Genomic DNA, 3,452 nt, shown 5'->3' on the forward strand with positions numbered 1-3,452 from the left:
CTCGGTCCGTGCGCTTCAACTGCCCACAGCACGTGGCGGGGTGGCGCTGGAGTCCATCGCCGCCGTCGAACAGGTTGACACTCCCGTCTCCATCACCAGCAGCAACGGCCAGCGGACAGCACGGGTGACGGTGACGCCGTCGGGTTCCAACCTCGGCAGCGTGAGCACCGCAGTCCAGGAGCGCTTGGCGTCAGTGGAGCTTCCGGCCGGAGTCACTGCCACGATCGGAGGGGCTACTACCCAGCAGGCGGAGTCCTTCCGACAATTGGGCCTGGCCTTGCTGGCAGCCATCGCGATCGTATATGTGATCATGGTGGCAGCGTTCAAGTCGCTCATCCAGCCGTTGATCCTGCTGGTATCGGTTCCTTTCGCCGCTACGGGCGCAGTGGGCTTGCTTCTGGTGACCGGTGTTCCGCTGGGCCTGCCCTCGCTGATCGGCATGCTGATGCTGGTGGGCATCGTGGTGACCAACGCCATTGTGCTGATCGACCTCATCAACCAGTACCGCAAACCCCATGACGGCAGCCCGGGCATGAACGTGGCGGACGCCATCACGCACGGCGCGCGCCAGCGGCTCCGCCCCATCCTGATGACGGCGTTGGCCACTGTGTTCGCGCTGACTCCCATGGCCTTGGGACTCACTGGCGGCGGCGGCTTCATCTCACAGCCCCTGGCCATCGTGGTGATCGGTGGGCTGGTCTCCTCCACTGCATTGACTTTGGTGCTGGTCCCTGTCCTCTACAAACTGGTGGAGGGACGCAGGGAGAAGAAGGACCTGCTCAAAGCCCTGCAGGACAAGCCGGCACCCACGTCCGGAAATGGCGCGTCCGACGGCCACGGCGGCAGTGCGGCCAGCAGTACCTCCGATGAGTTCCAGGATTGGACCACCGGCATGATTCCCCGGGTCAAGGGCCGCCGCGCTGCCCATAATCCCAGCGAATAGCAGCCACCTCCGAAAGACTCCATAGGACAGGGCAGGGCCGGGAACAATTCCCGGCCCTGCCCTGTTACAGGTATCGATACATGCAAATGCATCTAGTTTGAGGTACACTGTTGAAAGAGCCCGGGACCTCGGGCAGGGAGAAAGGCACATCATGCAGATCGGCGTATTCAGCGTCAGTGACATCACCACTGACCCCACCACAGGCCGCACGCCTACGGAGAACGAACGCATCAAGGCCTCCGTCGCGATCGCCAAAAAAGTTGAAGAAATCGGCATGGATGTCTACGCCCTTGGCGAGCACCACAACCGGCCGTTCTTCTCCTCCTCCCCCACCACCACGCTGGCCTACATCGCAGCCCAGACCGAGCGCATCACGCTCTCCACGGCCACCACGCTGATCACCACCAATGATCCAGTGAAGATTGCTGAAGACTTTGCGATGCTGCAGCACCTCTCCGACGGCCGCGTGGACCTGGTTCTTGGCCGTGGCAATACCGCGCCGGTCTACCCGTGGTTTGGCAAGAACATCCAGGACGGCGTAGAGCTCGCCATCGAAAACTACAGCCTGCTGCGCAAGCTGTGGGATGAGGACACCGTCAACTGGTCCGGTAAGTTCCGCACACCGCTGCAGAACTTTACCTCCACGCCACGCCCGCTCGACGGCGTCGCCCCGTTCGTCTGGCACGGTTCCATCCGCACGCCCCAGATCGCGGAAGTTGCCGCGTACTTCGGTGATGGCTTCTTTGCCAACAACATCTTCTGGCCCAAGGAGCACTACCAGCAGCTGATCGGGCTCTACCGCGAGCGTTACGAGCACTACGGACACGGCAAGGCAGACCAGGCAATCGTGGGCCTTGGCGGTCAGTTCTTCATGAGGAAGAACTCCCAGGACGCGGTGAAGGAATTCCGCCCGTACTTCGACAACGCACCGGTCTACGGACACGGACCGTCCTTGGAAGACTTCACCTCCCAGACTCCGTTGACCGTGGGAAGCCCCCAGGAAGTCATCGAAAAGACGCTGACTTTCCGTGAGGCCTTCGGCGACTACCAGCGCCAACTGTTCCTGATCGACCACGCCGGTCTTCCCTTGAAAACCGTCCTGGAGCAGTTGGACCTCTTCGGAGAGGAAGTCCTTCCCGTCCTCCGCAAGGAATACGCTGCCATGAAGCCGGCCCATGTACCTGATGCTCCCACCCACGCGTCCCGCGTGGCCGCGGCACTGGAGGAAAAGGTCAGCGAATCCGCTACTGCAGGTGCCGCGGGGCAGGACGCCTGATGTCCGGTCCAACGGGCGCGGCATCCTCCGCCGTTCGCCTCGCCGCCGAAACCTGGGAGTCGCTGTTCCGCTCCCAGGTGGCGGTGATGCGGAAACTTCAGTCAGGTCCGGCTTTCAAGACCCTGCCCGTCAAGGAATACGACGTCCTTTTCACATTGTCCAAGTGCCCTTCCGGCCAGCTCCGGCTCAATGAGATCAATGACAAGGTTCTGCTGAGCCAGTCGAGCCTGAGCCGGCTGGTGGATCGCCTGGAGAAGCGCGGCTTGGTGGAGCGGACAGCAGCTCCCGACGACGGCCGCGGAGTACTGCTCTCACTCACCGAAGCAGGCAGCGAGCTTCAAAAGGCCATTGGACGCGAACACGTGCGGGACATCGCGCACTTGGTGGGACCCGCGCTCACACCCGAGGAGCAGCGCGAACTGCTCCGGCTGACCGAAAAACTGCGCGCGTCCGTGGCGGGACACTAACGAAGGCTGACGAGCTCCCGTAGATCCTCTACCGGGAGCTCGCCATTGATAGAGGCACTGACCTTGAGGGTCTTCAGGGTCAGGCTGCCACCCACTGTGGAGAGGAACGCCGTGTCCGAGGAATCCCGTCCAGCGGTGATCCTCAGCATGGATTCGCGCGGTGCCAGTCCCGTGGGATCGATAATGTACCAGGCTCCGTCAATCCAGGCTTCGGCCACGGCATGGAAATCCATGGGGCTCAAACCCGGAGCGTAGACAGCCGCGAGCCGGGCAGGAATGTCCTTGGCCCTCAACAGGGCGATCGCCAGATGGGCAAAATCGCGGCATACTCCCTTGCGGTGGAGCAACGTTTCCACGGCACCATCAGTACCCCTCGACGAACCGCTGACGTAGCGAAGTTCGCCGTTGACCCAGTCGCGGACCGCCTGGAGCAGCTCAGCTCCCTGCAAGGAGCCGAATTCGGCATAGGAAGTAGGCAACAGCCTGTCGGACTCCGCGTACCTGCTGGGCCGGACGTAGCGGATCAATTCCATGGGAGTGGACGTTTCCGGAAGGCCGACGCCGTGGACAGTGGCCTGATACTCCACGGTCACTTCACTGGGCTCCGTGAACTCCAGGTAATGGAAGCGGCCGCCATGGTGGTCGCTGAGTTCGGCAAACGGAAGCTGGTCACCCCCTGAGGTGATGGACAGGGTTTCGGCTACTGAGTGGTAGCCGGTATTCCGGGCCACGGCTATGGCCATGGCCACTTTGGTGTTGGCTGCGG

At 62.4% G+C, this 3,452-nt stretch carries 4 protein-coding genes; 3 read left to right on the plus strand and 1 reads right to left on the minus strand.

The features are described from left to right. The 3 genes from HP499_RS22305 to HP499_RS22315 all read left to right on the plus strand — a co-directional run. The coding region (locus HP499_RS22305; protein ID WP_172326279.1) for an efflux RND transporter permease subunit at positions 1-943 on the plus strand (943 nt) is incomplete at its 5' end. A 151-nt stretch (positions 944-1,094) separates the two neighbouring features. Beyond that, positions 1,095-2,219: an LLM class flavin-dependent oxidoreductase gene (locus tag HP499_RS22310; RefSeq protein ID WP_089595478.1), complete on the plus strand. Its 1,125-nt coding sequence runs from the start codon at positions 1,095-1,097 to the stop codon at positions 2,217-2,219. Continuing rightward, complete coding sequence (locus HP499_RS22315; protein WP_172326280.1) at positions 2,219-2,686, plus strand: MarR family winged helix-turn-helix transcriptional regulator; 468 nt, start codon at positions 2,219-2,221, stop codon at positions 2,684-2,686. The genes HP499_RS22310 and HP499_RS22315 overlap by 1 nt, the downstream gene beginning before the upstream one ends. Here the strand turns inward: HP499_RS22315 and HP499_RS22320 are convergent. Then, positions 2,683-3,452: transglutaminase family protein (locus HP499_RS22320; RefSeq protein ID WP_253951744.1), on the minus strand; the 770-nt coding region annotated here is incomplete at its 5' end. The two genes, HP499_RS22315 and HP499_RS22320, sit on opposite strands and share 4 nt — an antisense overlap.

Source organism: Paenarthrobacter sp. CM16 (genome assembly GCF_013179505.1).
In the GTDB taxonomy this organism is placed as follows: Bacteria; Actinomycetota; Actinomycetes; order Actinomycetales; family Micrococcaceae; genus Arthrobacter.

Coding starts and splice junctions, on each gene's coding strand:
- HP499_RS22315 (WP_172326280.1), top strand. CDS start 2,219: ATGTCCGGTCCAACGGGCGCGGCATCCTCCGCCGTTCGCCTCGCCGCC.
- HP499_RS22310 (WP_089595478.1), top strand. CDS start 1,095: ATGCAGATCGGCGTATTCAGCGTCAGTGACATCACCACTGACCCCACC.